Source organism: uncultured Mycobacterium sp., assembly GCF_964249325.1.
Taxonomy (GTDB): Bacteria; Actinomycetota; Actinomycetes; order Mycobacteriales; family Mycobacteriaceae; genus Mycobacterium.
In genome coordinates this window covers 68,076-94,293 of record NZ_CAXUCH010000001.1, presented here as the reverse complement: position 1 = coordinate 94,293, position 26,218 = coordinate 68,076, and the positions used below count along the sequence as shown (strand labels likewise).

Genomic DNA, 26,218 nt, shown 5'->3' with positions numbered 1-26,218 from the left:
GGGTCAACGTACCGGTCGAGGCCTTCGCGATCAGCGAGTGGCGACGCCTGTTCGAGGTCAACCTCTTCGGTCACATCGCCGTTACCCAGGCGCTTCTGCCGACCCTGATCAGCAGCAAGGGTCGCGTGGTCAACATCAGCTCCGTGGGTGGCAAGGTCGCCATGGCCACCTATGGTCCGTACGCGGCGACGAAGTTCGCGCTCGAAGCGGTCAGTGACTCCTTGCGACGCGAACTCGCCCCGTTCGGCGTCCAGGTGGTCGTGATCGAACCGGGCGCCGTGCGCACAGAAATGGCCGGCCGGGCGATCGCCACCGCCCAGGAGCTGGCGTCGGCCATGACGCCCGAACAAAGCCAGCGCTACAGCGGGCTAATGCACGCCATCACCGCGCAGACCGCGTCGCACACCACGTTGGGCCTGCCCGCTGACGCCGCGGCCAAGGTGATCGCCAAAGCAGTGACCGCGCGCAAGCCGCGCACTCGCTACACCGTCGGCCGCGACGCCGCACTGATCCAATTGGCGCGGTTCCTGCCCGACCGGACACTCGACCGCGCCCTCGCCGCCGCCCTGCGTCGCCACTTTTTCAAGGAAAGCAAGCACCACGACTCGGTTACCGCTGGCCGGTAAGTCCACGCTCGTCACCGGCGCGGCCCCCAGCATCGGTGCCAAGGTCGCGCTCACCTTGGCGCGGTGAGGCGCCAAGGTCGTGCGCCTCGAACAAGTGGTCATTGCCGCGATCTCTCGATTACTCGCCAACCCCAACGCCTGGATGGAAGCCCATGCATTTCAACCCCTTTACCGCATCATCGCCGGCACCGAACCCACGCGTTACGCGTATCAAGCCGGCGAATTCGGAACGCTCGAAGTCGAAGTCGATGTCCCTAACACGGAATGCCACACCGATGTGGTGAACCGTGAGCCGTGATCGGCACGCAGAGTTGTTGCGCGACAAGGTTTGGTGGCAACGCCGTGTTGACCGCATGGTTGTCTAAAGGCGATATCGGCTGTAGTCGAGAAGGTTGGCGCAACGATCATCTTTGAGAAGCAGTCCAGGATGGCGCAGCAGTAGATCTTGCCCGCGCGGGCGGGATGCTGGGTGATGTCCGTGCACCATGCAGCTCCCCCAGGCGCCGACGAATCATCAAGGCCGACAATCTCGTCAACGTCGCTCACTGCATGGCTGCCTCAACGATCGCATCGACGCGCAAAGCACAAGGGGCACCACGACGGCAGCCATGTTCCACTCCTAGCGAGTTCCGCCAAAGTAGCCGAATGACCTGCTCCGCCTTGCTGCCGAGCCAACCCTGGCTCCGCAAGGTGTTATACGCGGATTTTGATTGCGGACAGATTGTCGCGCCCCTGGCGCCGCTGATGGTGACGTTGCGCATTCGTATTCAGGGAGCCACGTTGTGGTGGCACGGAGTCCCGGTGGTGAAGCGATTCGCGCTGCCTCAGCCGAATGCCTTCTTTACGAATCGATTCGAACGTTGGCCGACGGTGGTGCACGTGCCGTCCGGATCCGTCACCATAGCATCGGCGGTGGTCGCCGACCGGTTGCTGCGCCGGGCGGCTGCTCGCCTGCCGCTGCGGCTTGTCTTCCCTCGACAGCACGGTGATCGGCGCCGGCGACCGAACGTCACCGTCCATGCTCATTTCACCGGCCGGACGCCCTCACCCGCCGGATTTGACAGCTATGGCTTATCGGCCGATCATCTTTGTGCGCAACCACATTCGTCGAAACGTTAGTCGTAAGTGGTTGCAGCGCAAGGTTTCTCATCACCACAATCTGTCGAACGGGCTATTCGAGTTTCTCGACGAGGCCATGACGTACTCGAGTGGGTTGTTCACCGCTCTGCCCGCATCGTGGGACGACTTGGCTGGGGTCCAACGGCGAAAGATCGACCGCTTGCTCGACGCGGCCGGCGTCGGGCCCGGCACGCACGTGCTCGAGATCGGTACCGGGTGGGGCGACCTGTGCATCAGGGCGGCCGGCCGCGAGCCGCATAACGACAACTCGCGGCCACGTCGGGAGAGCGTGAAAGCGCTATTCGACGCCATCAATGATGACCGCGTGGTGCTCGCGGCGTGTGCGCTCATTGAGGCCGGGGTCAACTGCCCAGCATCGTGCGAGAGGCCAGCAGGGCCTTGCACGAGCTAGGTGCGCGGCTGGTTCGCCGCGCCATCGACGAGATGGACCGATCTCGACCGATTCCTCGCATGCCAGGCCGCCGACCTCGCGCGTCAACGGCACCCGCACCGGGCGAACCACGGCCGCCGCCGTCCGACTCGGCTGCGACTACCTGATGACCTACGACGAGGCATTTCCGCTAGCCACACGGTCAGTAGGGTGCAGGTTGATGGGATCCGCGGAGGTGTGGCCACGATATTTGTTCGAGATAAGGGGTTACCTTGATTCGTCGGCCCGCTTGGTTACCAAACACTCATCCGCCTGCCAAGTGCCCCGGCCACAAAGGCCAGGCACTCAACCTTGGGCTGGAGTTAGTTGATGCCGACAACCTCCTGTGCAATTGCGGCGACGCGCGTTTGCGCCGCAGAGACGACGCGCTGCCGGTTCTTGTGCGCCTCTTCATAGGCGATGATCACCCGAACGTCGTTTGCGTCGGTCAAGTTCTTGATCGCCGCCACCGCGTCGTTGACGGTTAGGTCGTCATAGTTGCGGATCGGCAGCTCCTTGGCGTCGAGCACGCCGACGGCGGCGCGACTCGAGTGAAGTGCATCGGCGGCCCGATCGGCCCCTTCAGAGCGGGTGACGCGCTCCGCGGCCTTCAGAGCCGCGTTCTGCGACGCGGACAGCGCCTTTGCGGCAATCTCACCGGCATTCCCCCCTCGCTTGACGAGGTCGTTGAGCGCGGGACCTGTGGAGCGGAGAGCCTGCACCGTCCGGTCGACTCCACGGGCCGACCAGGCAACCGGCAAGTTGACGAGCTTTACCGCGGCCCCCGCGGCCGTTTGCAGAGGGGTACGCCGAAGCGCAGCCGGCCCGCCTAACGCATCCTCCGCGAGCACCGTGGTCAGCCAGTCCACGGTCGCCGAATGGGCGGTGATTAGGCGGTCCGCCAGCTCTTCGATGTCCCGACGCTTCGCGGCAACCGCCAGCGCCTTGGTGTAACGCGCCCGGTCGAGCAGCTGGTCTTCGAGGGCAAGGTCACCCAATAGCGCCTCATCGAACGGCTGGGCCTGCTCGGTCAGTGCTTTGACCGCTGCCGCAGCGCGGCCGAGGAACGGACCGATCACGTCGGGGTAGCCACCCAGCGCGCCGATCGCACCCTCGAGGGCCTCGGCGCGCTCGCGGCCGTGGGCAGCGTTCTGGGTGAGTTCGCGGCGCACGGCCTCGGTGCGGGCCTGAACGATGCGGGTCTCTGCGACCTGTATCTCGGTGTGTGTCAGGTCCAGCAGAGCGCGTAGTTGCGCGAGCAGTCTGGTGGTGTCCGGTGCAGTCATGGAAATGGCCTCCTGAGATGTGCTGGGCTGGTTCGGCGGGCGACACGCGCCTGTTACACCTACCCACTGGTCCGCCCGACCCACACGTCGATCCGCCCACTGTGACGAATCTCTCTCGGGGCAGGCCCGTTTCGCTTCACCATGCCTTTCGCCCGGCCAGATCACGTAGTTCGAGGTGCCGACGATGCGTTACGCGAAACGCCCCTTCGGCCGGGACAACGCCAGACCGGCGGGGTACCCCGATGCTTTCGCAGCCCGTCGTCCGTCAGTGGTGCACTCTCCCGATGAACACACGCCCGATGAACACACGAATGGGCTCTGACAGCGTCGTGGCCAGCCGGCAAGCTAAGCGGCGCGCCCATCCAGGCCGCGCAGCTGCTTGGCCGTCGGGTTGATGGTGAGTGCGTGACGCGGCTGTCGATGTCGCCCAGCGGATGCTTCCCAGCTGGCGCGCCACAGTTCGTCTGCCGGTTGTGCTCAGCAGGAGTTGCTGATGGTTAGCCGCACCACAGAGCGAATGGTGTTGGCTGACTCGTCAACCGCTGGGAAGCAGCTCTCGTTCCGGTGGTTCTGCCATCGCTGCTGTCTGTCGCATGCCGTATTTAAATTTGTTAATATTTAATTTGATGAAAGATATCATAAGCGGCTGTCATCGCTTGGCCACCACATCCGTGGCTGCCCGTTTCAGGCTTAGTACGCCAAGTATCGGGGCGACCGAGCCAACTGGCGCACGACAATTTCGCCATCTAGCCGAACCGCGGCCAATAGGCCAGCGGTCTTCTTCCGAATTTAGTGGCTCGCTCGTAAGTAGAACAGAAAGGTGAGCAAACATGTTGGGACGCATACGTTCACTGGCGCTGCAAGCCGCTGAAGGCGCCGCCTCGATCGTGGGGATACGGGCGGGAACCGAGGAACCTCCTTACGTCATCGTGCGCAAGATCGGTGACCTCGAGATCCGCCGCTACGGCTCCCGCATTGCCGCCGAAACCGTGATCGACGCCGACGAGGAGCGTGCACGCAGCGAAGGGTTCCGGCGGCTGGCTGGCTACATCTTCGGCGGCAATCGCACCAGGTCGAAGATCGCGATGACTGCGCCGGTCAGCCAAGAGCAGGCCTATAGCAGCACAGGGGAGCGCATCGCGATGACCGCACCGGTCTCTGCAGCGCGCGGCGCTGATGGGTGGGTGATCCGGTTTTTCATGCCCACCAAATGGACGCTCGACACCCTTCCCGAGCCCGATGACCCCGCGGTCCACCTCGTCACGGTACCGGCGGCGACCCTCGCAGTGCTGCGGTTCAGTGGCTATCCCCGACCCGGTGCCATCCAACAACGCACCGCGGAGCTGCTGCGCGCACTGCGAGATACCGATTTCGTGCCCGACGGCGCACCGCAGGCATGGTTCTACGATCCGCCGTGGACTGTTCCGCCCCTGCGCCGCAATGAGATCGCCGTAACCGTAAACAAAGTTTGATCGAGCCATGAGCCAGTGCCCGCCAAGGACATACTGAGTCTGCCGAATGCGCACGGGGGCAAATGAGTATGCGGACATCCCCACGCACCACCCCCACGGCTGGTTGCGCTGCGTCGCGATTAACGGTTTAGGAGTGGAGGTGAGATGTCGGGTGAACATGCCGCCGGGTGGGACTTGGCGACAGGCGTCGGGGCGACCGCGACCATGGTCGCGGCAGGTCGCGCGGTAGCCAGCAAAGAGCCCGGCGGCCTAATCAACGACCCGTTCGCTCAGCCGCTCGTCGAGGCGGTGGGCCTCGAGTTTTTCACCAAGCAAGTCCGCGGCGAGTTGGACACCGACGGCATTGACCAACAATCGCTCGCGCGGGTGCGCTCGCTGATCGACGAGGTCGCGGTGCGCACCAAGTTCTTCGACGACTACTTCCTGCGCTCAGCCAGGGCCGGGGTGTTCCAGATGGTTATCTTGGCCTCCGGTTTGGATGCGCGCGCCTACCGGCTGGCCTGGCCGGCCGCCACGGTCATCTACGAGATTGACCAACCTGCGGTGATCGAGTTCAAGACGGCAACGCTGGCAGCACTCGGCGCTAATCCCACCGCCGAGCGGCGCACCGTGGCGATCGATTTGCGCGACGATTGGCCCGCGGCGCTGGGGGCCGCCGGATTTGACGTCGAGGCTCCAGCCGCCTGGTCCGCTGAGGGGCTGCTGATGTACCTGCCAGCTACGGCACAAGGCAAGCTTTTCCAAGACATCACCAGACTTAGCGCGCCATACAGCACGCTCGCCGCCGACTACCTCGCCGCTTCGCGAAACGTCGCCGATTCGGCGATCACCGAGGACTGGCGCCGGCGCGGCTTCACCCTAGATATGGCGGCCATGACGTTCACTAGTGAGGCCAGCGACCTCATAGAGCAGTTGCGCGCCCAGCACTGGCAGATCGATGTGATATCCCGCGCTGATCTGTTCGCCCGCTACGGCGTTGAACTATCAGCCGCCGCGGATGTGATCGGCGAAACCGCCTACCTCACTGGAAAACGGATCCGGTAGCAGAAATCGCCCCTGGCTGCCGTGCTCGCACCCGGGCGGCTCGTTGCGTGCTCCTCGCAATGGTTTTCGACGCCATGCGGGTGCAATCGTGGTTACTCGGCGATGCTCAGCGCCTGGGTAGGGCAGTCCATGCAGGCTTGTTCGATTTCGGTCCGGCGCTCCTCCGGGACGTCGGGCTGAAGGATCTTGAGCGCACCGTCGTCAGCGATTTCGAAGATGTCGGGTGCGATTGCCTCGCAGTTACCGATCGACGAGCAGCGCGTCCTGTCGACCACAATCTTCATGATCACCTCTCCGGGGTGAATCGCACCGTCATCGACAACACGGCGTGGAAGAAGTTGCCGGTACCGTAGACGGGGTCTCCAACGACATGGATATCAGGCAGCCTCGATAGCAGTTCTCGAAACGTTGCGGCCAGCTGGCGACGGGCCAGCTGATTGCCCAGGCAGTGATGGATGCCCCCACCACCGAACGCGACGTGCTTGTTTGGTGAACGCGAAAGATCCAGTCGTTCTGGGTGATCGAAGACTTCAGGATCGAAGTTGGCCGAGGCGTAGAACATCACCACCTTGTCACCTTCAGTGATGAATTGGCCGCCCAGTTCGCAGTCACGCGCGGCGGTACGGCGAAAAGTCATGATCGGGCTGGCCCAACGGACGGTCTCTTCGACCGCCGTGGGCATGCGCCCGTGCAGATCTTGCATCAGCCACGCGCGTTGGTCGGGGAAGTCAGTAAGTGCCTTCATGCCGTGGCTGGTGCTTTGCCGAGTGGTGTCGTTGCCGGCGATCATCAACAGGTTGAAAAACGATGAGATCTCATCGTCACTCAGCCGTTCGCCGTCGACTTCTGCCTGCACCAGCGCCGTGAGCAGATCATCTTTTGGCGCGCGCCGCCTCTCCGCGATCAGCTCGTCGGCGATTTGGCGCACCGTCGCAGCCGCTTGCAGCAGCCGGGATAGCGGCTCAGCGCCGCGCATCAAGTTCGGGTCACGCCAGCCCCCGGCGAACTGCGCCTCGTAGGCGATCGTCTTTCGGTGTTCCTCGGGGATGCCAACCATGTCGCAGATGTTGTGCATAGGCACCAGCGCCGACACTTCCTTGACGAAGTCGACCTCGCCTTTGTCGGCGATGTCGTCAACGATGCGGCGCGCGTTGGCGATGATGTGGTCTTCGATGCGGCTCATCTGCTTGGGGGTGAACGCCGCGGTCAGCAGCCGGCGAATCTTGGTGTGCCGCGGGGGGTCCATCGCGATGAAGCCCTGCCCGATATCAAGTAACTCCTGCGGCATCGACTCAAATAAGATCCCCTGGCCGGAAACGAAGTCGTCGTGGCGGCGGGTCACTTCGACCAGCTCGGCGTGCCGTACCACCGCCCAGAAACCCTGATCGTTCGGGTCTTCGAACAAACCGTTCTTGACCGGCCGATGCCACGAGATGGGACGCTCCCTGCGCAACTCGGCGAAGACCTTTTCCCGCTCGGCGGCGGTGATCGACCAAAACTGCAGTGACGAGATGTCGGCGGGGTCGTAGGGACGTTGCTCGCGCGGAACACACGTCGTCATCAGCACCCTCCCCGGCGATCGGAAGATCCAGAGCAATCGTCTGGCAAAAATACAGAATCGTCAACCTAGCAAGACAATTTTCTAATTCCGTCCCCAACGCTCTATAGTTTGCGTGTGTTGACCGCCGCGCAGGTACGGGTCCAAACCCGCGCAATCGCCCGTGCGCGGCTGCGTGACCTGGCGCTCGATGCCGCCCGGCAGGTGGTTGCCGAGCGCGGGTGGGGCGCGGTGCGGATGGGGGCCATTGCGGCGGCGATCGGTACCAGCCGCCAAACGCTGCACGGTGAGTTCGGCACTAAAGACGAGTTGGGACTGGCGCTGATCGTGCGCGAGACTTCGGCGTTCTTCGACGGCGTCGCCGAACGCCTCAACCGTCACCGCGGTGATCTCGCCGGTGCCGTTGAAGACGCTGCGGCCTTCGCGTTGCAGGCGATCGCCGACGACCCGCTGTTGCAGACGGCGCTGACCGGGGCGGCCGGGGACGTGTCGATGTTGCCACTGCTGACCACCCGCAGCGAGCCGCTGATGCGCAAAGCCATCGACCTATTCGGCAACTGGGTCAGCGGCCAGTGGCCAGACCGTGACCCCGACGCGGTGGGCATCATGGTCGAAAGCGTGGTGCGGTTGGTATTCAGTCACGCGATGGCGCCAACCAAGGCGCCCGGCGACGCCGCCCGCGACGTGGCGTTCGCCGCCCGCCGATTCTTAGACGCATAGCTTCGGACCCACCCAGCCATGTGCAAGGTGGTTTCATCCCACGTTGCGCGATGCGGTGCGGCTGAATGTTGGCAGGTCGATTGCACCGCCGCGACGAATATCGTCTATTCCAGCGCTGGTGAGATGTGAGTGTTGATCACGGATTGTCTCGCGATGAACAGCTCTGGTCCGAGCACCGGCCAGCCCAGTGCGTCGCCTCCCGGTGCCGAATCTCGGCGCGCGGCTGGGACACTCAACACCGCATTCCCTGCCATCGCTTCCCTACACGCGGTTGCGGCCCACTGTGAGTACAGAGCAGTCGGCCCGGGCCGGGCTACCGAAATCACAACGGCCGCGTTCAGTGCCTACGACGAAAAGACTGCCCGGATCGGGATTGTTAGCCAGGTATTCGCAGACACTGCCCCAGATGGTGGTGGGCTCAACCTTCACATCGGGATATAGTTGCTTCCAGGCTTGGATACGACGATTCAGTCCTGGTTGTGCCACAAGGGTTTCGTCCGCGAGGTCATCGGGCACCTCCGCTTTGCAAGAGGAAACCACTCGTAGAGGCGCTCGCCGCAGACTTGCCTCCCAGAAGGCTTGCCGCAGCACAACGCCGTCGTGCGGTTCGACAACGATGTGGCCGGCCTTAGGGTTACCAGCGCGACGCAGTGCCGGGCGAATTACCGCGACCGGACACCGGGCGAACCTGGGCAACGCCATCGCGACCGAACTGTCGTTAGGGCATACATGAGCAATCCTCGGTGACCCGATACAGAGCATCTGCGCCGACCAGGATTCTTCGGCCAGCTTGGCAATCGGCTTTCCCACCACGATCGTGGTTTCGATCTTGACCGGTTTCCCGGCGGATTCCACGGCTCCACGGGCGGCGTACAACGCCATGCGGGCACGAGCATATTGGATATGTTCCGCCTCGGCGCCGCAAAGCTTAACCGGATCAATCACGTAAACCAGGCGAAGCGGGATCTGGCGGCTGATGGCCTCGTCGACCGCCCACACGGCGGCGTTGGCGGCCGCCCGCGATCCGTCGATACCTACGACGACCGAGGGAGCTGAATAAAAGTTAGGGACCCGGGCCGACTTGGCCGGAAAATGGTACTCCCCATAGCCATTGCACCCTTTTCCGGCAGCAGTCACCTTGGCTGGTTGCGCCAGGCCGTGGCACCCTGGGTCTGAATCGCGGGCCGGTGTGTCGATTAGATTCTTTACCCGACTGTCGGTCCTCAGGCGCTCGCCCTTGAGAGCGTGAGATCGAGCTGAGTCAGGCATGGCCGCCTCCGTTACCGAATTTATTGCTAATCAGCGTCATTCGTATGTAAGGTCTAAACGAGTTGCGCATCGATGCTGATCTCAGCTCCTGCGAACAATCGTGACATCGGACATAGCACGGCGGCCTCGTCCACCACGGCGGCGAAGGCATCCTCATCAAGCTCAGCTACCTTTGCCCTGATCTTCAGCTGTGAGGTTGCGATCGTCGGAAGCCCGTCGACCGCATCGAGGGTCACGGTGCAGCGCACGTCCAGCCGCTCGGGCGACGTGTTTTTCTCGCCCAGCTTCAACGCCAATGCCATCGCGAAACATGACGAATGCGCCGCGGCAGCCAGCTCTTCCGGGCTGGTTTTGCCGTCTGGATGCTCGGTTCGGGAGGCCCAGGTCACCCGCAGGCGATCCAGCGCCCCGCTACTACCACCGGACAGCCGACCTTCGCCAGAGGCCAGACGGCCCTCCCAGGTGGTCTGTATTGTTCGCTCCGCCATGCTCATAATCACAGATTTCTTTTACTGCCAGCTCTATTGGGACCAACGGGGTTACCGGCTGCGTTAACCGATAATTTTCACAACTTGTTCTGTATAAAATACTACGCCACTACGCGCAGGGAGGCCAGAGCAAGCGGGACACGAAGACTCTCCACTGGGTCCGGGGCACGGCGGAAGTCGTCAGGCTCGAAGCATGCCGGCCAGCGAAGCGGTATTCGCGCTGACCGGACGATCCACCGCATCGGCGACGTCCCTCCAGCCGCGGACGCCGTGACACAGCTCGCGCCCTGACCCAGCTGCGGGCCTACCGGCAATTTCTATGAGTTCGAATGTAAGAAACGATGGACCTTAAAGCACCCCGCCGGGCGTAGCTTCATTAACGTGTCTGCACAAGCCGCACCGACGTATCGACGGCGCAAGTCAGCATCGGTGACACCACGATGTCGTCGCTGATCGCCGTCGGTCGACGATGATCGACATCTGCCAGTCGGGCCCCGACCGTGCGGGGTTGTGCTCCCCTTTAGATCAGCGCCAGGAATTCAGGAGGTAGACGATGGCAATCAGCAGAAGTGTTCGCGGCGGTGTCCAAGCCAAAAACCGGGCGGCCGGCCTGCCGGCGAACTTGCGCACCGATGCGTGGTGGGGCTACCCGCTGGCCACGTTCCTCGTGCTGTTCGGCTTCATCGTCTACGCGACCTACGCCGCGCTCGCCAACCGTGACTACTACGCCGACCCCTATCTGTCGCCCTTCTACTCACCCTGCTTGAGCACCCACTGCGGGCAGGCTCCCGGCTCGAACGGCGCCCCGCATCTGGGCTGGTTTGGCGGCTGGTGGATTATCACCCCGGCGGTAATCGTGCTGATCTTCCCGCTGGGGTTTCGGCTGACCTGCTACTACTACCGCAAGGCCTACTACCGGTCGTGGTGGCTGGCCCCACCCGCCTGTGCGGTCCCAGATGCGCACGCGCGTTACAGCGGCGAAACGCAGTTTCCGTTGATCTTGCAAAACGTTCACCGCTACTTCCTTTACGCCGCACTAATTTTCAATGTCATCCTGACGTGGGATGCGATCATCGCCTTCGACTGGGACGGCAGCTTCGGGATGGGTTTGGGCACGTTGGTGCTGGTGATCAATGCTGTGCTGCTATGGCTGTACTCGCTGTCCTGCCACGCCTGCCGGCACGCTGTCGGCGGGCGCATCAACAACTTCAGCCGCCATCCGATCCGCTACCGTCTGTGGACCATGGTCAGCAAGATGACCCCCTACCACGGCGGTTTCGCCTGGGTGTCACTGATTTGGGTTGCCGTCGCGGATGCGTACGTGCGCCTCGTGTCCAGTGGCACCATCCACGACTTTCGGTTTTTTTGAACTAATCACCGTCCGTTTGAATGCCACCGTCACCATCGGCACCGCTCTCCGCCATGCCTACAGCACGATGGCATGTCCGGTGTCGTTAGTGGTCCTCGGGTGGGTTTTGCGGGCTGGCCGCTCGACGATCAGCCGCGAGCCGGGCGTGCATATTTGGCGGGAATTGATGAGTGGAAGTATCCCGGGTTTGATGCACACCTCGTTCTCTGTGACGGGGTATGTTCTCCGATCTGGTGGCGAGCGCAGTGCCCGGATGTACCTGTGGAGTGTCAGATCGCGTCGTTGGCGTCGTGCCATGCCTGCCAGATGTCGGGGTTGAGACGGCCGCGGTTGGGAACCGGCAGGCCGGCGGCGCGTGCCCATGCGCGGACCTCGGCGGTGCTTGGTTCGGGTGCTACGGCTGCCCGATGGAGTTCGCTGATGTCGATCCTTATTGACGAGATATGTTGCAGTGCAGTGTGTTCGGTGACCGCCCATGCATGTGCGGCGGCGAGGAACCGGTAGGTCCATTCTTCGGCGAGCTGGCGGGTCTCGCAGAACACCACCGGCACGTTGGGCCAGCGGATCTGTAGCTCTGCCAGCCCGTCAGCGACCACGGCGGGACGGACGCGGTCGAGCTTGAACAGCTGCGAGTAGCGATCCTCCACGACAACCGCCGCGCGCGGCAGCGCCGCCAGATCGGCGACCTGATAACGCAGCTTGCCGCTGGTCAGGCTGGCGACCAGATCGACCAGCGATTTGCGTTCCACGCTGGCCACCAGCAGCCCATTGACGGCGAGCCCATAGTCGCCGCAGGGCAGCGCCCGCCGCACGGTGCTGGTGTGCTGGGTGGAAAACCGGTAGGCATATTGCTCGTGCGCGTCGACGAGGATCTGCAGTTCCTCGATGCCGTGAGCCCGGGCGGTCGGGGTCCGCACATTCGGACGCGCCTGCTTGCGGGTGCGCGGCGACTGCCAAAACACCGCGTCACGGCCCCGCGCGGTGGTGAACACCAGCTGCGAGCGGTTCTCCCGGGACCGCTGCACAATCAGGTCGATGGCCGCGCCTCGGCGCTGGCACGATCGCAGCGAGAGGCGTTCGACGATCACGGCATCGGTTGGCCACTCGTCGAGGTCGACCGGGTAGCAGTACAGCGCCTTGACCCGCGGCCACGTCCCCGAGGTCCGAAACAGCAGGTCACCGCCGGGTTGGGGAATCCGCAGCAGGTAGGGCAGCCGGGAATCCTCATTGGGGTTCACCGCGATCAACAACTCCGCCACGAGCCCGAGTCTGCCGCCCCGCGCCAGACCCCGAAGGGCAGGCCCCTGGAGAAGCGCATTGGAAGGTTCACCGGTGGCCGGTGTTGCCGGCGGGTAGGCGCCCGTAGTACTCGGCCTCGGCTTCTGCGGGCGGGCGTCGGCCCAGCCGGTGCATGAGCCGGCGCTGGTGGTACCAGCTCACTCACGCCGAGGTCATGCTCTCCGGGTCGGTGAGGGTCTCGATAGGTCCGGCAGGAAACGGTGAGCCCTTACTCACGCACTTAGTTTTGTAGAGCCCGATCGTCGTTTCGGCGAGTCCGTATCCAGCGCGTCTCCGAAGCTGCCGATCGACGGCTTGAGCCCCGCCAGCATCAGCGACTCGGTGAAATGTATTGCGGTGTATTGACTTCCGTCATCACTGTTAAGCCAGATCCGACTTAACGCCGATGTCGGAAACCAATTTTTTGACCTACCGCGGATATCCGGTGGAGGACCTGGCCGCGCAGTGTCGCGTTGAGGAGGTCGCCTACCTGTTGTGGCATGGCGAGTTGCCCACCGATGCCGAGCTGGCGGTGTTTATGCGACGCGAGCGCGCCAGCCGACGGGTTTATCACTCGGCGCTTTCGCTGCTGACCAAGCTGCCTGAGAACTGTCATCCCATGGATGTGCTGCGAACCATGGTGAGCTATCTGGGCGCCGAGCACCCGGAGGAAGACAACGACGCTAAAGCCGCGAACTACGCGAAATCGCTGGGCATGTTCGCCGCGCTGCCCACCATCGTCGCCGCCGACCTGCTGCAGCGCCTGCCGAGAACCGCCGACGCGCCGAGTGCCAGACTGATATCGGGATTGGCATATCGGCTCCGAAGCCATCCAGTGCGGTTAGCTGCTTGACGCGGATAGCTTTCCCAGCCATCACGCCGACCGACGCGCATTGGTATCCAGAACCAGGGCGTGGCGGCGTTTATGCACCGTGAGGTAGCGCAGGCCGTCAGGGCCGGCGGTGAACTGCCGGCGCGCGCGTCGCGGCAGCCAGAGCAGCGCGCCGGGGACGAGGTCGATCGTGCCGCGTTCGGTAGTGAGCTGTCCCCTACCGGAGAGCACATGGATCAACACGTCGAGTTCGGGTCCGGTGTGGGCCTCGATCCGCCCGTCGGGGGGTAACGCGATGATGTTCGAATCTAGATCCCGGTCGCGGGCTTCCAGTTTCCATATCGCGCCGGTGACGTCCGGTTCGGCTGCTTCGCGGGCGATCTCAGCGGTGTTAACCAGGACGCGGGGCAAAGGTGTGGTGGTGAGTTTGGTGATACGGATGCGCCACACCGCGGGCCCATTTTCAAGGTATTCCCAGTGGTAGCAGCCGGCGCGATCGGCCTCGAACTCCTGGTGGAGGTGTTTGGGGTCGTGGTTGTTGACCAGCACGAAGGACTCGCCGAGCGGCAGGGCGGCGTAGGTGGCGAAGATCGTGGGGTGTTTGTCCGGTTTGCGCAGCTGCCGAACGTCGAGCTCGTTGTCGGTCACCGATGTCACGACTCCCCTCGCCTCCCCTAGTTCTTACAACAAGGATTGTGTAAACTCTAGCGCATGACTTATGTGATCGGGAAGCCCTGTGTTGACGTGATGGACCGGGCCTGCGTTGAAGAGTGCCCGGTGGACTGCATCTACGAGGGTGGTCGCTCGCTTTACATCCACCCCGACGAATGCGTGGACTGTGGGGCGTGCGAGCCGGTCTGCCCCGTTCAGGCGATCTACTACGAAGACGATCTGCCCGAGGAGTTGCAGCCCTACCAAGCCGATAACGCGGCCTTTTTCTACGACACCCTGCCGGGTCGTGACGAGCCGATCGGATCACCAGGCGGCGCCGCCAAACTCGGCCCGCTCGGCGTCGACACCCCGCTGGTGGCCGGCCTACCGAAACCGGCCAATCCTCCGCAAGGAGGGTGAACGCGATCCCCAGGGCCGTCAGGGAGCCCGGCGGCCGCCGTGACGGGCTGCGGGTGTTTAAGACGGCCACCCGCGCCGATGGGGTTGCGCTTTGCCGCCGATCAAGACCCGGAGCGAAAGCGTTGGCCGCGGCAATTGATCCACCGACCACGAGGACCCATCATGGGTGAGCAAGTTCTTCTGCGATCTTGGAACGTGAGCACCGCGAAATAGACGGTGGCATCGAGGCTTTCGTCGAAAAGCTGGATCGGGGCAGCATCCAGCCCGAGCCCCTCACCGCGGCCCTGGACGCGCTGCGCCGGCACATCTACATCGAGGAGGTGTTCCTTTTTCCTCCGGTTCGCGATGCTGGGTTGGCGATGCCGGTTTTCGTGATGTTGCGCGAGCACGGCGAGCTGTGGCAGACAATGGACGCCCTAGCCGATCTGCTTGCTGCCGGAACGGATAGCGAACGGCTGCGGGATGCCTGCTTGAAGCTGCTTGACCAGCTCAACCGACACAACTCCAAAGAAGAGCCGGTCATCTATCCGCATGCGGACGCTGACCTGACGCCGCAGGTCAGGGCGCAGGCGGTCCGGTTCATCGAGAACGGCCGGTTTCCCAAAGGTTGGGTTTGTCAGCAAGCCGATCGGTGACGCACGTGTTTAGCCTCTTCAGTGTGGACCACCTGCGGATTCGGAGCGCAGGAGTTTGCGTACCACGTAGGGCATGATGCCGCCGTCGCGATAGTAGTCGGCCTCGCCGGGAGTGTCGATGCGTACGATGACGTCGAATTCGACGTCGCCGGCCTTGACGTGCACGGTATCGGGGATCTCGTTGCTCAGCGCGGTTACTCCGGTGATCTCGATGATCTCCTCGCCGGTCAATCCAAGAGTCTGTGTGTTTTCGCCGTCGGGGAGTTGCAGCGGCAGCACGCCCATGCCGACCAGGTTGGAGCGGTGGATGCGTTCATAGGATTCGGCGATCACCGCGCGCACACCCAGCAGCGCGGTGCCCTTTGCGGCCCAGTCGCGGGACGACCCCGAGCCGTATTCCTTGCCGGCCAGGATCACCAGTGGTGTGCCGGCTTCGGCGTAGTGCACCGACGCGTCGTAGATGGTCGTCACTGGGCCGCCGGGGCTGGTGAAGTCGCCAGCGGCACATTGGCTACACCCGGTCCGCAGAATTCGACGAACTTGCCGACCACGCCGACGTGGCGCAACAACTCCGCCACGGTCAGCACCAGATCGGTGGCAGTAGTGCCCGGCGGCAGTTCACCGGTCAACTTCAGCCCGAGCACCTGCGGGAGGAGCATGCTCACCGGCTGGCCCAGCATCGCCGCCTCGGCCTCGATGCCACCCACACCCCAACCCAGCACAGCCAGGCCGTTGACCATCGGGGTGTGCGAGTCGGTGCCCACCAGCGTGTCCGGATAGGCCAATGGGCCATCCTGTGCGTCGCTGCTGAACACCACCCGCGCCAGGTACCCAGGTTGACCTGATGACAGATCCCGGTATCCGGTGGCACCACACTGAAATCGGCGAATGCTTGCTGGGCCCAGCGCAGCAGCTGGTAGCGCTCTGCGTTGCGCCGGAACTCCAATTCGGCATTAATCCGAAAGGCGTCTGCTCGGCCGAACACGTCGGCGATTACCGAGTGGTCGATCACCAGCTCGGTCGGGCATAGGGGGTTGATTCGCCGGGGATCGCCACCCAAGTTGGTGATAGCGTCGCGCATCGCGACCAGATCCACCACACACGGCACGCCGGTGAAGTCCTGCATCAACACCCGCGCGGGCGTGAACGCTATCTCGCGTCCGTGCGCCGCGGCCGGATCCCAGGCAGCCAGCGTGCTGACGTGGCCGGCTGTCACCAGTTGCCCGTCCTCGTTGCGCAACAGGTTCTCCAACAACACCTTCAAGCTGAACGGCAATCGCGCCGATCCGTCGATGCGGTCCAGCCGATGGATCTGATAGGCGATGTCGTCGACGCTCAGCCGACTGCGTGTTTCGAAACTGTCCAAAGTTTTTTCCGGCATCATCGCAGAACCCCGATCCAGCTACAGAAATGAACCTAGCCGCAGGAATACCGACTGCGGAAGGGACTTTTGGCCCACGCGAGACCCGGAATCTCGACTGGCTGGACTGGCTACGGTTTCTTGGCCACCGTCAGCAGGATCGTGGAATCCTCCAAGGCGTCGAGACTGTGTTTCGCGTCGGGCACCACCAGCAGGTCGCCGTCGCGTCCGAGCCATTGATGCTCGCCGGCGGTGAGGCGAACCCGTCCAGTCAGGACTTGGACGGTGGCCTCGTCCGGATTGTCGTGGTCGCCCAGCGAGTGTCCTTCGCGTAGTGCAATCACGGTCTGCCGCAATACTTGTTCGTGACCGCCGAATACCGTGGCCGCGCTGCGTCCGCTGTCTTTAGTAATGGCGCGCTCAAGCTGATCGCGGGCCAGGCCGACGACGCGCCGGTCCTGGCTGCCGGCGCGGTGGCAGATAGCGCCGACGTCCGCAGACTTCTGGCCGCCGGAGCCGCCGGCGCAGTGGCCGGAACCCGTTTTCTGCCAACCGAGAATCACGAGCCCACCCTGAGTACAAGCAGCGGGTGCTTGATGCCCGGCGAACCATCCGCACCCTGGTGTTCAGCATAGGGCGGCCGCTGCCTCATCGCGTGGTGCCGAACGCCGTCACCGATCGCTGTTGTGCCCAAATGAATTGGGGCCCCACTGGCTACGAGCCCTCGCCCATACAAGCGCGCCGCTGGGGCGGATGCTGCCGCTGAACGCACTGGATAGGCTGGTCGCGCGCCAGCGCGTCGCTCCTGCCCCTGCCATTGCGCGGTGTGGGGCCGTAGAGGCTCCGGGGTCAAGGGGGGCCGCAGGCCCGTCGCGAAGCGATCGCGGCAGCGACCCTTGAGGCCGGAGGGGCGGCCCCTTAGCCTGCGCGGGCGCCGAACTCCGCTCAGTTCCCGCCCGGCCGACGAGGAAGCCGGCTCGCCGTCGTGCAGCACCTGTCGTGCGGGTGAGCCAGCTTCGCAACGGGGCGTGTTTACGAGGGCGCGGAAATAAGGTCGAATTCGGTGAGCAGCTGGCCGATTTCGGTGTTTTCGAGTTTCTGGATCAGCCGTTTGCGGATGAATTCGGGGCCAGGTAGGCGCAGTTGGTCGCCATCGCGTAGCCGGCTGGTGGCGGCCAGCAGCTTGCGGATGTCGTAGGTGGAGTTGAACACTTCGGGTACGCCGCGTTCGATCCCCAGCAACCGGTAGACGGCTTCCATCGCCGTGCGCACCGAGTACTCGGTGGTGAAAATCGTGTCCCGCGTGGTCTCGGCAAACTGTCCTATGAATGCGAAGTTGATCGCGCCCGCCGGCACCACGTCGGGACGATCGCCGGCTCGCCGCGGCAGGAAGAACGAGGTGACATACGGCATCATGACCGGCACGCACTTGGCGCCGGTCGCGGCCAGCTCGGGAATGTGCTCGACCGGCACGCCGAGGTGATAGAGCCACTCCTGGGTGATCTCCTCGCCGGTGCAATCCTGCATGGGTTTCTTGACGTAGTCGCCAGGGCGCTCGACGAACAGGGAGTACACCCAGACCACGATCTGGTTGGGCGGCTGCTGTTTAAAGTGCGGCTGCCGGTTGACTGTCCAGCTCATCAGCCAATTGGAGTCGCGCGCGGTCACGATGCCGCCCGTGACGACGCTGCCGCTGAACGGATTGCGCTTGGCGATCTTTTCGATGTAGGTGGGTATTCGTTGGTCGAGGGTGGTGACCGTCGCCGACTCCCACTTGCTCTCGGAGATGTGGCCGCAGAACACGTCTGGGTGGCCAAAGGACGGGTCGCGGCGCGCGATCTTGCGCCACAGATCCCACGCCGGCGCCGGGCCCGTGTCAAGCCGGGCTGGGGTGTGGTGGTCACCATTGTCGGAATTCTCGGTCAGCGAGCCGATGGTGGCGAAGACCAGGTCGTTCTCGCCGAGCTCCACGCCGCCCTCCTCGCCGTTGCAGATCCAGTGAATGCGGGTCGCTTGCTTGCGCTGCGGCGTGATGTCGAAGTCGATGTCGGTAACCTCGGTGTCGAACCGCAACGTCACCCCCTGGTCGATCAGCCAGCGAGTCAACGGCAGCACCAGCGACTCGTACTGGTTGTACTTGGTGAACTTCAACGCGCTCAGGTCCGGCAGGCCGCCAATGTGATGCACGAAGCGGTGCAGGTACAGCTTCATCTCCAAGGCACTGTGCCATTCTTCGAACGCGAACATGGTGCGCCAGTACAGCCAGAAGTTGCTGGCTAGGAAGTCGCAGCTGAAGACCTCGTTGATGCGCTTTCCTTCCATCTCCTCGCGGGTCGCCAAAAAGACCTTGATGATGTCCTTTTGGGCGCGATCATCGAGGGTGAACAGGTTGCCGGTATGGGCATCTTGGCCACGGCGCTCCGTCACCCGCTGCAGCGAGTAGTTGGGGTCATCCTTGTTGAGCCAGTAGAACTCGTCGAGCACCGAAGCGCCATCGATCTCGATCGACGGGATTGACCGGAACAGATCCCACAGGCACTCCATGTGGTCTTCCATCTCGCGGCCACCGCGGATAATGAACCCTTTCGTGGGTTCCCTGATACCGTCGAGCGCCCCGCCAGGCAGTTTCAGTCGCTCCAAGATCGTGATGCGCTGACCCGACATCTGACCGTCCCGGATCAAAAAGGCGGCGCCCGACAACGACGCGAGCCCCGCACCGACGAAGTAGGCCGACTTGTTGTCGACGCCCTCGGGCTTGCGCGGGCGCGCAAAGGCCTCGTAATTTCCAGTGCTGTAATACATCCCGATTTACCTATCTATCGCGGGTGGTTCCCGGCGGCGGGGTACTTGTAGAAACCCTCGCCGGTGGCGACGCCGAGCTTTCCTTTGTCGATGTAGTTCTCTTTGAGGAACGCCGCCAACCGCTGCGAGTCCGCGTCGCCGGCCTTGGCGATGTTGTATGGCGTCCCCAACCCGATGATGTCGTAGATCTGGAACGGCCCAACCGGTGCGCCAGTCGCGATCTTCCACGTCTTGTCCACAATTTCCGGTTCGGCGTACCCATCGGCCACCAGCAGCCCTGCCGCGTTGAGAAACGGGACCAGCATCGAATTCAGCAGGTAGCCCGCTTTCTCCTTCTTCAGTGCAATGGGCACCATCCCGATTGCCGACGCGAAATCGACGACCGCGGCGACGACCGCGGGGTCGGTGCGGGGGGTCCCCATGACCTCGGCGATGTTGAACTTCCACACATGGTTGGCGAAGTGCAACGCCAAGAACTTGTCCGGACGACCGGTCGCGTCGGCCAGGTCGCTGGGTAGCAGGGTCGACGAGTTGGTCGCGAAAATTGTTCTGCTCGGCGCCACTTCGGCGAGCTTGTGATACGTTTCGCGTTTGATCGTCAGATCCTCCGGCACCGCCTCGATCACCAAGTCGGCGGCTGCGACCGCCGCGGCGAAGTCCGAGCTGAGTGTCAATCGACCCAAAGCCGCCTCCGCCTTGCCCTCAGCTGCGCCGCTCACCTCGTTCTTGTAGGTCGCGACAAGGGAGTCCAACCGGCTCTTGGCTTCCTTGAGAATCTCGTCGCTGAGGTCATAGGCGACGACGTCGAAACCGCTGTAAGCGGTCTGGAACGCGATCTGCGAGCCGAGTACGCCGGTGCCCAGTACGGTGACGTTGCGGATGCTTCTGCTCATTTCTTTTCTCCCTTTTCTTGTCACGTGTCCTCGGGCCACATCAGGTGTTTTGCGTCGGCTTACCGGGATGACCGAAGCCGCAGGCAGCCATGCGCGATCTGCGCAATCTGCTCAAGCAACGTCGACCGGTCATGGGTGACCACTACCCTCGACGGCAAGCCGATCGAGCCTACCGAAGTTGTTCGTAGCGTTGTCTGGAGCCATGGGTAACCCTCACAGGTGAACACGGTTGTTTATCAACCTAATTGGGTCATGAGGTCACCGGCTCCGGTCGGGCCTTGCCGCGGCCGAGGTGTGATTCGGCGCGCAGACGTTCCACCAGGTGCGGGTAGTGCAGTTCGAAGGCGGGACGCTCGGACCGGATCTGGGGCAACTCGGTGAAGTTGTGCCGCGGCGGCGGACACGTGGTGGCCCACTCCAGCGAGTTGCCGTGCCCCCACGGGTCGTCGACGGTGACCGGTTCGCCGTAGCGCCAGCTGCGGAACACGTTCCACACGAACGGCAGCATCGACGCACCCAGGATGAACGCGCCGATCGTCGAGACGACATTCAGCGGCTGAAAACCGTCGGTGGGCAGGTAGTCGGCGTAGCGGCGCGGCATGCCCATGTTGCCCAGCCAGTGCTGCACCAAAAATGTGGTGTGAAAACCGATCAGCGTCAACCAGAAGTGCAGCTTGCCCAACCGCTCATCCAGCAGCCGGCCGGTCATCTTCGGAAACCAGAAATAGATCCCGCCGAAGGTGGCGAACACGATGGTGCCGAACAGCACGTAGTGGAAGTGCGCGACCAGAAAGTAGGTGTCGGTGACGTGGAAGTCGATTGGTGGGCTGGCCAACATCACCCCGGACAGCCCGCCGAGCAAAAACGTCACCATGAAGCCGACGCAGAACAGCATCGGGGTCTCAAAGGTCAGCTGGCCCTTCCACATGGTGCCGATCCAGTTGAAGAACTTCAGCCCGGTCGGCACCGCGATCATGTAGGACATCAACGAGAAGAATGGCAGCAGCACCGCTCCGGTGGCGAACATGTGGTGCGCCCACACCGCAGTCGACAGCCCGGCGATCGTCATCGTCGCATAAACCATGGTGGTGTAGCCGAACATCGGTTTGCGGGCAAACACCGGGATGATCTCACTGACGATGCCGAAAAACGGCAACGCCACGATATAGACCTCGGGGTGGCCAAAAAACCAGAACAGATGCTGCCACAGGATCGGGCCGCCGTTGGCGGGGTCATAGATGTGCGCGCCCAGGTGGCGGTCGGCGGCCAACCCGAACAACGCCGCGGTCAGCAGGGGGAAGACCATCAGCACCATGATCGAGGTGATCAGGATGTTCCAGGTGAAGATTGGCATCCGAAACATCGTCATCCCGGGCGCGCGCAGACACACCACAGTGGTGATCATGTTGACCGCGCCCAGTATCGTGCCCAGGCCGCCGACGGCCAGACCCATGATCCACAGGTCCCCACCCGCGCCGGGACTGTGAACGGCGCTGGAAAGCGGCGTGTAGGCGGTCCACCCGAAATCGGCCGCACCGCCGGGGGTGACAAACCCCGAGATCGCGATCAGCCCGCCGAACAAAAACAGCCAGTAGGAGAAGGCGTTGAGCCGCGGGAACGCCACGTCTGGAGCGCCGATCTGCAACGGCAGCACCAGGTTGGCGAACCCGAACACGATCGGGGTGGCATAAAACAGCAACATGATCGTGCCGTGCATGGTGAACAGCTGGTTGTACTGCTCGTTGGACAAAAACTGCAGGCCCGGCGCGGCCAGCTCGGCCCGCATGAACAGGGCCAGCAGCCCGCCAGTGAAAAAGAACCCAAAGCAGGTGACCACGTACATGATCCCGATCAATTTGTGATCGGTGGTGCTCACCAGTCTGTAGATCAGGCTGCCTTTGGGGCCCAACCGCGCGGGAAACGGGCGACGCGGCTCGAGTGTCACCAAGGAAGGTGCTTGCGCGGTCACGAACTCGTCCTCAGCTCTAGCGCGCGCTCATCGATGGGGCGTCAAGTTCCGCATCGGCCATGGGGCTTTCCTGCCTCCCAGATTCTTACAAGTGACACTGTGTAAACTGTAGCGCATGGTCGTTGTGATCGGAAAGCCTTGTATCGGTGCGAGAGACGGGTGTGGGTGTTGGAGTTCGCACTACCCGGCCCCTGCGCAGCCCGTCCTGCCCCGAAAAGGAGCACAAACGTGACAGACATCTCAGCGCCTCATCGTGACGATCCGGCCGGACCTGCCCTAGCCACGCTGTCAGACAACGGCTCTGTGCCGGCGGTGGGCACACCGCTGGTCTCAATCCCGGACTACCGCAGCGAGGTGCATGGCGCCGAGGACATCATCGATGTGGAGACCTACGGCGGCGGGTTCGACCTCACCAGGCGCGCTACCGCGCCGAGGCTGCGGGTGGGCCGGGACAAGTGGTTCAACCTGCTGTGGCTGATTCCGATCGGCTATGCCTTGCTGATCGCGGCGGTGGCGGTAGGCAAAGGCCTGCAAAACATGGCGGCGGTGCAGGCGTTCATCGACCGTTATCCCGGCAGCGTCGTGCCCTCCGGGGTGAGCCCGGGCATCCCCGCCTGGGTTGGCTGGCAGCACTTTTTCAACCTGTTTTTGATGATGTTCATCATCAGGTCGGGGATTCAGATCCTGTGTGACCACCCGCGGCTTTACTTCAGCCGCAACGCAACACCCGGCAAAGACGAGTGGCTGCGGGTCGGCCCACCGGTCCCCGACGATAACCTGTGGACCGCCAATGACGACACGGTCGCTCTACCGCCGCAGTTCGGGCTCCCCGGGTTCCGGCATTCCATCGGCCTGGCCCGCTGGTGGCATCTGGGCGTCGATGTCTTGTGGCTGCTCAACGGCGCGGTCTTCTATGTGCTGTTGTTCGTTACGGGACAGTGGCGACACCTGGTTCCAACCAGCTGGGACGTGTTTCCCAACGCCGCGTCAGTCGCGATGCAATACCTGTCGTTGCACTGGCCCCACGACAACACCTGGGTCGCCTACAACTCGCTGCAGTTGCTGGCGTACTTCACCACGGTTTTCATTGCGGCGCCGGCGGCGCTGATCACCGGCCTGGGCATGTCACCGGCGTTGTCGATGCGTCTTACCGTCATCAGCAAGCGGTTGAGCATCCAGGCGGCGCGTTCGCTGCACTTTTTGGTGCTGGTGTATTTCTTGTTCTTCATCCTGGTGCACGTCACGTTGGTATTCGCCACCGAGGCGCTGCGCAACCTGAACCACATATTCGCCGCCCGCGACGACAACAGCTGGGTGGGTTTCGGTGTTTTCGCCGCTGCCATGGTGGTGACCGCCGTCGCTTGGGTGGCCGCGACTCCCTTCACCATCCGGCATCCCCGGGTGGTGCAGCGTGTGGGGTATGCGTTGGTCGGCCCTTTCCAACGACTGCTCGAACACGCGGACCCCAAACCCGGCGCGTTTACCGGGCAAGACATCTCGCCGCACCACTGGCGCAACGGCCGCCTGCCCGACACCGCCGAGTACAGGGAGTTGGAGAAAAACGACTTCAGGGACTGGCGGCTGAAGGTTTACGGGCTCGTCAAGCACCCCATGGAGTTCTCGCTGGAGGACTTAAAGGCCCTTCCGTATCACGAACAGGTCAGCCAGCATTTCTGCATCCAGGGCTGGTCGGGTGTGGGCAAGTGGGGTGGTGTGCAGATGAAAACGATCATGGACCTCGTCAAACCGCTTCCCGAAGCGAAATGGGTGGTGTTCTACTCGATGGCGCTTGGCAACACCGGCGGCATCTACTACAACGCACATCCGATCGAGCAGATGAGCCATCACATGACCATGCTGGCCTACAACATGAACGACCAGCCCCTTCCCTATCTACACGGCAAGCCGCTGCGGCTGCGCAACGAGCTACAGCATGGCTTCAAGATGGTCAAATGGCTCAAAGGTATCGAGTTCGTCGCCCACTACTCCGAGATCGGTAGCGGTTACGGCGGTTACAGCGAAGACCACAAGTTTTTCGGGCGCCACCAGACCATTTAGGCGTAAGCAACGCTACCGTTTATACATGTAGAGTTGTAAGAACAGGAAACTGCGGTTGGGGATGGTCGCGATGAGCGTTGCTGAGATCGAGCCGCCACCGGAGCGCACGCGCGCAGATCTGGCCAACCGCGCCGACGTGGAAGCGCTGCTGAGACGTTTCTACGGCCGCGTCCTGGTCGACGAGGTTCTCGCCGAGCCCTTCAGCGAACTGCGGGACGCCGGGCTGGACTCGCACATTCCACGGATGTGTGACTTCTGGGAGACGGTGCTGTTTCGTGCCGGGCGCTACCGGGGCAGCGCGCTGGACGCGCACCGACACGTCCATCGCCGAACGCCGCTGTCCGGGCGCCACTTCGTGCGCTGGCTGAGCATATGGAACAACACCGTCGACGAGATGTATTGCGGCCCGGTCGCCCAACACGCCAAAGTGCAGGCCGCCCGGATCGCCTGGGCGATGCATCGCCGGCTGACCGGCGGCGACACCCGCGAACTCGACGCCGTGGTGGCGCGCTTGAAGCGTTAGCCTTAGCCACGCCGAGTGTGCATGGCGTGTTCGCGACTTGACCTTGAATTCAGAGCCAGTTTCACCAAAGCAAGCCACCCAGCAGCGTTTCAACGGCGCCAGACCGCTGCCGTCAATCCGTGCCGGTGTCCGGTTTGTGCGCAACGATGCCAACCGCGATCAACCGCTCGCGGTGCTCGTTGAAGGTGCGCCGCATCTGTAGCACTCGCCGGCGGGCATCGCGTTGAGTGAGCACGTTTTTCACGAACCGCAGTGCACCGAGCAGGCTTTCGTCGCTGATCAGGCGTCGAGGGTGCAGCAGCGCCATCGGCGCGGTCGCGACATGGTCGACGATTAGTCCGTACTCGGTGAGCAGTTGCGACCATTCGGCGATGGTCAGCGGGCGGGAGTTGACTTTGATCGCAGCGGCGAGGGACCGTCGCACATCGCTTCTGACCTCGTCGGAGACGGTATCGGGTGTCAGCGCAAGCTCGTGGATGGCGTAGCGTCCGCGCGGTCGCAGCAGCCGTGACGCCTCGGCGACGATCGCATGCTTGGCCGCGTCGCCCTGCATGGTCAGCATCGCTTCGCCGACGACCACGTCGGCGCTGGTATCGGGCAGTCCAGTGTGGGGCCGCGCCGGTGACCCGGACCGCTCCGCGACCGGCGAGGATATCCCCCAGCGACCTTGCCGCGTCCGCGTCTTGCTCGGCGCCGAGATACGACTTGGGCCGGCGGGCCATGATCTCGGTCGCGGTGCGGCCGAGGCCCGGCGCCAACTCAACCACGTCGGAGCGGGTCACATCGGCGCGGGCCAGCAGGGTGCGGGTCAGCTCCATACCACCCGGGCGAAGCACCCGTTTGCCCAGCTGCGCTAACAGCCAGTGCCCCTGCACGGCGTCGTCGCTACCAGCGGCTGACGGTAAAGACGCCGGTGAACTGCCGCGCCAGATGCACGTCATGGGGCCGTCTGTCCGGTTAGCGGTGCGAGGCGGAAAGCTCTTTGGCGTTGATGTTCAGCCATGGGTTCCGAACTCTCGGTTTCTACAAATTTTATTGTGTAAACTATAGCGCATGACCTATGTGACCGCGAAGTCTCGTGATGGGATCGACCGGGGCTTCGAGAATGCGGCATCTTTTGCCCAAACCTTGCCGCCGCGCGAGCCGCTCAGTCCACCGCGCGGTGACTCCAAACGCGGCGCTCTCGGCGTCGACACATCACCGATGGTCGGTCTGCCCAACCCCGTCAACACCGAAACAACATGAGCGACACCACCCGTCGCCCCGAAGAACCCGTCGGCCGCCGTCGTGACGTGCTACGGGTACTCAAGGCCGCATCCGTCCCGATGAGCATCGCCGCGATCGCCGACGAGCTGCGCGTGCATCCCAACACCGTGCGCTTTCATCTAGAAAACCTCGTCAGCGAAGCTCTAGTGG

26 protein-coding genes and 4 pseudogenes are annotated in these 26,218 nt (G+C 63.3%); 15 read left to right on the top strand and 15 right to left on the bottom strand.

The window, feature by feature from the left end:
• Both ACFE99_RS00490 and ACFE99_RS00485 read left to right on the top strand, forming a co-directional pair.
• On the top strand, positions 1-626 hold a 626-nt coding region (locus tag ACFE99_RS00490), incomplete at its 5' end, for an SDR family NAD(P)-dependent oxidoreductase (RefSeq protein ID WP_375481357.1).
• 79 nt (positions 627-705) lie between these two features.
• Positions 706-924, top strand: coding sequence for a hypothetical protein (locus ACFE99_RS00485; RefSeq protein WP_375481380.1), 219 nt, complete (start codon positions 706-708; stop codon positions 922-924).
• Here ACFE99_RS00485 and ACFE99_RS00480 read toward each other — a convergent pair.
• On the bottom strand, positions 837-1,172 hold the full coding sequence (locus ACFE99_RS00480; protein ID WP_375481355.1) for a DDE-type integrase/transposase/recombinase: 336 nt from the start codon (positions 1,170-1,172) through the stop codon (positions 837-839). The two genes, ACFE99_RS00485 and ACFE99_RS00480, sit on opposite strands and share 88 nt — an antisense overlap.
• Before the next feature lie 520 nt (positions 1,173-1,692).
• Here ACFE99_RS00480 and ACFE99_RS00475 point away from each other — a divergent pair.
• Positions 1,693-2,157: a class I SAM-dependent methyltransferase gene (locus tag ACFE99_RS00475; protein ID WP_375481353.1), complete on the top strand. Its 465-nt coding sequence runs from the start codon at positions 1,693-1,695 to the stop codon at positions 2,155-2,157.
• 341 nt (positions 2,158-2,498) lie between these two features.
• Here ACFE99_RS00475 and ACFE99_RS00470 read toward each other — a convergent pair whose 3' ends face one another.
• Positions 2,499-3,461: a ferritin-like domain-containing protein gene (locus tag ACFE99_RS00470; RefSeq protein WP_375481351.1), complete on the bottom strand. Its 963-nt coding sequence runs from the start codon at positions 3,459-3,461 to the stop codon at positions 2,499-2,501.
• 830 nt (positions 3,462-4,291) lie between these two features.
• Here ACFE99_RS00470 and ACFE99_RS00465 point away from each other — a divergent pair.
• Both ACFE99_RS00465 and ACFE99_RS00460 read left to right on the top strand, forming a co-directional pair.
• A complete protein-coding gene (locus ACFE99_RS00465; protein ID WP_375481349.1) occupies positions 4,292-4,933 on the top strand; it encodes a heme-binding protein in 642 nt (213 codons plus the stop codon).
• A 144-nt stretch (positions 4,934-5,077) separates the two neighbouring features.
• Positions 5,078-5,977 (top strand): SAM-dependent methyltransferase, encoded by a 900-nt coding sequence (locus tag ACFE99_RS00460; RefSeq protein ID WP_375481347.1) that lies wholly within the window; start codon positions 5,078-5,080, stop codon positions 5,975-5,977.
• 92 nt (positions 5,978-6,069) lie between these two features.
• On the opposite strand, the gene ACFE99_RS00455 is transcribed toward ACFE99_RS00460, so the two are convergent.
• Together ACFE99_RS00455 and ACFE99_RS00450 are read right to left on the bottom strand one after the other, a co-directional pair.
• A complete protein-coding gene (locus ACFE99_RS00455; protein WP_375481345.1) occupies positions 6,070-6,261 on the bottom strand; it encodes a ferredoxin in 192 nt (63 codons plus the stop codon).
• Positions 6,262-6,263: 2 nt separating this feature from the next.
• Positions 6,264-7,538: a cytochrome P450 gene (locus ACFE99_RS00450; RefSeq protein ID WP_375481343.1), complete on the bottom strand. Its 1,275-nt coding sequence runs from the start codon at positions 7,536-7,538 to the stop codon at positions 6,264-6,266.
• Between the two features lie 114 nt (positions 7,539-7,652).
• Between ACFE99_RS00450 and ACFE99_RS00445 the strand changes: the two genes are divergently transcribed.
• A complete protein-coding gene (locus ACFE99_RS00445; RefSeq protein WP_375481341.1) occupies positions 7,653-8,255 on the top strand; it encodes a TetR family transcriptional regulator in 603 nt (200 codons plus the stop codon).
• Positions 8,256-8,516: 261 nt separating this feature from the next.
• On the opposite strand, the gene ACFE99_RS00440 is transcribed toward ACFE99_RS00445, so the two are convergent.
• Together ACFE99_RS00440 and ACFE99_RS00435 are read right to left on the bottom strand one after the other, a co-directional pair.
• Positions 8,517-9,524, bottom strand: coding sequence for a universal stress protein (locus tag ACFE99_RS00440; protein WP_375481339.1), 1,008 nt, complete (start codon positions 9,522-9,524; stop codon positions 8,517-8,519).
• Between the two features lie 53 nt (positions 9,525-9,577).
• On the bottom strand, positions 9,578-10,018 hold the full coding sequence (locus ACFE99_RS00435; RefSeq protein ID WP_375481337.1) for an OsmC family peroxiredoxin: 441 nt from the start codon (positions 10,016-10,018) through the stop codon (positions 9,578-9,580).
• Positions 10,019-10,565: 547 nt separating this feature from the next.
• Between ACFE99_RS00435 and ACFE99_RS00430 the strand changes: the two genes are divergently transcribed.
• Positions 10,566-11,381, top strand: coding sequence for a hypothetical protein (locus ACFE99_RS00430; RefSeq protein ID WP_375481335.1), 816 nt, complete (start codon positions 10,566-10,568; stop codon positions 11,379-11,381).
• Positions 11,382-11,650: 269 nt separating this feature from the next.
• On the opposite strand, the gene ACFE99_RS00425 is transcribed toward ACFE99_RS00430, so the two are convergent.
• Together ACFE99_RS00425 and ACFE99_RS00420 are read right to left on the bottom strand one after the other, a co-directional pair.
• A complete protein-coding gene (locus tag ACFE99_RS00425) occupies positions 11,651-12,640 on the bottom strand; it encodes an ERCC4 domain-containing protein (RefSeq protein WP_375481333.1) in 990 nt (329 codons plus the stop codon).
• A 67-nt stretch (positions 12,641-12,707) separates the two neighbouring features.
• Positions 12,708-13,042, bottom strand: a pseudogene (locus ACFE99_RS00420) (IS3 family transposase); the annotation flags it as partial.
• A gap of 29 nt (positions 13,043-13,071) precedes the next feature.
• Here ACFE99_RS00420 and ACFE99_RS00415 point away from each other — a divergent pair.
• Positions 13,072-13,422, top strand: a pseudogene (locus ACFE99_RS00415) (citrate/2-methylcitrate synthase); the annotation flags it as partial.
• Between the two features lie 111 nt (positions 13,423-13,533).
• Here ACFE99_RS00415 and ACFE99_RS00410 read toward each other — a convergent pair.
• On the bottom strand, positions 13,534-14,139 hold the full coding sequence (locus tag ACFE99_RS00410) for a DUF2249 domain-containing protein (protein ID WP_375481378.1): 606 nt from the start codon (positions 14,137-14,139) through the stop codon (positions 13,534-13,536).
• 63 nt (positions 14,140-14,202) lie between these two features.
• Here ACFE99_RS00410 and fdxA point away from each other — a divergent pair, with 63 nt between their 5' ends.
• Together fdxA and ACFE99_RS00400 are read left to right on the top strand one after the other, a co-directional pair.
• The gene (gene fdxA / locus ACFE99_RS00405) at positions 14,203-14,562 is read left to right on the top strand and encodes a ferredoxin (protein ID WP_375481331.1); all 360 of its coding nucleotides are present in this window, start codon (positions 14,203-14,205) and stop codon (positions 14,560-14,562) included.
• A gap of 188 nt (positions 14,563-14,750) precedes the next feature.
• On the top strand, positions 14,751-15,197 hold the full coding sequence (locus ACFE99_RS00400; RefSeq protein ID WP_375481329.1) for a hemerythrin domain-containing protein: 447 nt from the start codon (positions 14,751-14,753) through the stop codon (positions 15,195-15,197).
• Positions 15,198-15,215: 18 nt separating this feature from the next.
• Here ACFE99_RS00400 and ACFE99_RS00395 read toward each other — a convergent pair.
• Together ACFE99_RS00395 and ACFE99_RS00390 are read right to left on the bottom strand one after the other, a co-directional pair.
• Positions 15,216-16,578, bottom strand: a pseudogene (locus ACFE99_RS00395) (aconitase family protein).
• Positions 16,579-16,688: 110 nt separating this feature from the next.
• A complete protein-coding gene (locus ACFE99_RS00390; protein ID WP_375481376.1) occupies positions 16,689-16,997 on the bottom strand; it encodes a cupin domain-containing protein in 309 nt (102 codons plus the stop codon).
• On the opposite strand from ACFE99_RS00390, the gene ACFE99_RS00385 reads away from it, so the two are divergent.
• Positions 16,923-17,192 carry a nitronate monooxygenase gene (locus ACFE99_RS00385; RefSeq protein ID WP_375481373.1) on the top strand — a complete coding sequence of 90 codons (270 nt, stop codon included), beginning with the start codon at positions 16,923-16,925 and terminating at the stop codon, positions 17,190-17,192. The two genes, ACFE99_RS00390 and ACFE99_RS00385, sit on opposite strands and share 75 nt — an antisense overlap.
• Before the next feature lie 397 nt (positions 17,193-17,589).
• On the opposite strand, the gene ACFE99_RS00380 is transcribed toward ACFE99_RS00385, so the two are convergent.
• The 3 genes from ACFE99_RS00380 to ctaD form a co-directional block, all read right to left on the bottom strand.
• Positions 17,590-19,359, bottom strand: coding sequence for an oleate hydratase (locus ACFE99_RS00380; protein WP_375481327.1), 1,770 nt, complete (start codon positions 19,357-19,359; stop codon positions 17,590-17,592).
• A 14-nt stretch (positions 19,360-19,373) separates the two neighbouring features.
• Complete coding sequence (locus ACFE99_RS00375; protein ID WP_375481324.1) at positions 19,374-20,252, bottom strand: 3-hydroxyacyl-CoA dehydrogenase; 879 nt, start codon at positions 20,250-20,252, stop codon at positions 19,374-19,376.
• Between the two features lie 250 nt (positions 20,253-20,502).
• Positions 20,503-22,221: a cytochrome c oxidase subunit I gene (gene ctaD, locus ACFE99_RS00370; protein WP_375481322.1), complete on the bottom strand. Its 1,719-nt coding sequence runs from the start codon at positions 22,219-22,221 to the stop codon at positions 20,503-20,505.
• 312 nt (positions 22,222-22,533) lie between these two features.
• Between ctaD and ACFE99_RS00365 the strand changes: the two genes are divergently transcribed.
• On the top strand, positions 22,534-24,279 hold the full coding sequence (locus tag ACFE99_RS00365) for a molybdopterin-dependent oxidoreductase (protein ID WP_375481371.1): 1,746 nt from the start codon (positions 22,534-22,536) through the stop codon (positions 24,277-24,279).
• A gap of 70 nt (positions 24,280-24,349) precedes the next feature.
• A complete protein-coding gene (locus tag ACFE99_RS00360) occupies positions 24,350-24,802 on the top strand; it encodes a group III truncated hemoglobin (RefSeq protein ID WP_375481320.1) in 453 nt (150 codons plus the stop codon).
• Between the two features lie 112 nt (positions 24,803-24,914).
• Here ACFE99_RS00360 and ACFE99_RS00355 read toward each other — a convergent pair.
• A pseudogene (locus ACFE99_RS00355) lies at positions 24,915-25,743 on the bottom strand (methyltransferase domain-containing protein).
• 112 nt (positions 25,744-25,855) lie between these two features.
• Here ACFE99_RS00355 and ACFE99_RS00350 point away from each other — a divergent pair.
• Positions 25,856-26,047: a hypothetical protein gene (locus ACFE99_RS00350; protein ID WP_375481318.1), complete on the top strand. Its 192-nt coding sequence runs from the start codon at positions 25,856-25,858 to the stop codon at positions 26,045-26,047.
• Positions 26,044-26,218 (top strand): helix-turn-helix domain-containing protein (locus tag ACFE99_RS00345; protein WP_375481369.1); only part of this gene is annotated, 175 nt, incomplete at its 3' end. The genes ACFE99_RS00350 and ACFE99_RS00345, both read left to right, overlap by 4 nt.